Source organism: Chamaesiphon sp. OTE_20_metabat_361 (assembly GCF_031364565.1).
Window position 1 is genome coordinate 1 of sequence record NZ_JANLWO010000272.1, and the last position, 1,536, is coordinate 1,536.

Consider the following 1,536-nt stretch of genomic DNA (forward strand, 5'->3'; position numbering starts at 1 on the left):
GCTGACTGAAGGCTATCTTCGCTATAGTTTCAAGGAGCGCCAAACGAATATTCGCCAGGGAATTAAATTTATTGACGACCAGACGCCGCAGCTCAGAAAACAAGTCAATAAAATTCAAGCTCAAATTCAAGCGCTACGGCAACAGAGCAACCTCATGGATCCCGAACAACAGGGCACGGAATTTTCCCAACTGCTATCGGCGCTCAAACGCCAACAGTTCGATACTACGGCAAAATTAGCCGAAGCCCAAGCGCGCTATCAAACCTTGAAACAGAAATATAGTGGTGGTGATGCCATCGCCGTCCTGAGTGAATTGCCCTCATCGCAGAAATCGATCGATCGCTACCGCGACCTCGAACATCAGATTGCCGTTGCTTCAGCCCGATTTCAAGCAAATAGCCCCACGATCCAGACCCTGCGCGGCGAACAGCAAAATATCCGCGCTGGACTCGATCGCGAAGCCGCACAGATTGTCACCTGGGCAGCCGATCGCGTGAACGCCATGCAAACCCAACAGCAGGCTCTCAACCAGTCCCAAGCCAATCTCAACCAGCAATTTCAACAGTTGCCAGCAGTCTCGGCTAAATATGCAGCTTTAAAGCAAGAATTAAAAATCTCCTCCGAGACATTAGATCGGTATTTATCCAAACGGGAGGTATTGGGAATCGATGTCGCTCAGCAGGAAGTGCCGTGGGAGGCGATCTCCCGTCCCACCCTTACCAGTGACATCCAAGGCAAACCGATTAATCTTGCCGAACAAAACAAACGCCTGTTGGTATCGATCGCGATCGTTTTAGCCATTTTATTCGCGATCGCCGTGGCATTTACGATCGAAATTCTCCAAGATATTATCTACACGCCCATCGAAGTCCAACGATTGAGTAAACTACCAGTCTTAGGCACGATTCCCATTTTCGATCGCGCCCAGCCCCGGAAATTAGCCCCCAGCGGCTGGTTCAAAAATAATGACGGCGGTGCCCTATCTCAACCTGCCAAAATTCAATTTTTCAAAGAAGCTTTTAATTCACTCTACTCAAATATTGGCTTTTCCAGCACGACAACAGCGATCCAGACGATCGCCATTAGCTCGTTAGGCGCGAAAGAAGGCAAATCGCTCATTGCCACCAACTTAGCCAGAGCGGCAGCACTAGCAGGTAATAAAGTCCTATTAGTAGATGCCGATTTGCGATCGCCCCGACTGCATACTTACCTCAGACTAGAGAATCAACAAGGTCTGAGCGAATTAATCGAATCAGACTTAGACCCAGATCTAGTAATTCAACCATCGTATCTAGACGATAATTTGTCTGTCTTAACCGCCGGACAGGTGTTATCTAACCCGGTACGGCTGCTCTCATCGACCAAGCTCAAAAGTTTGATGCAGGAATTTGAAACAGAGTTCGATCTGGTTATTTATGATACCCCACCGATGAATTTTGCCGATCTCAGTTGGGTGGGTTCTCAAGTCGATGGCATTGTCTTAGTGGCTAAACTAGGGAAGACCCAACGCTCTACGCTGATTCAAGCAATTCGCGA

At 48.4% G+C, this 1,536-nt stretch carries 1 protein-coding gene; it reads left to right on the forward strand.

Annotated features, from left to right (window positions below; genetic code table 11):
* The coding region (locus RMO35_RS07910) for a polysaccharide biosynthesis tyrosine autokinase (RefSeq protein ID WP_309740024.1) at positions 1 to 1,536 on the forward strand (1,536 nt) is incomplete at both ends.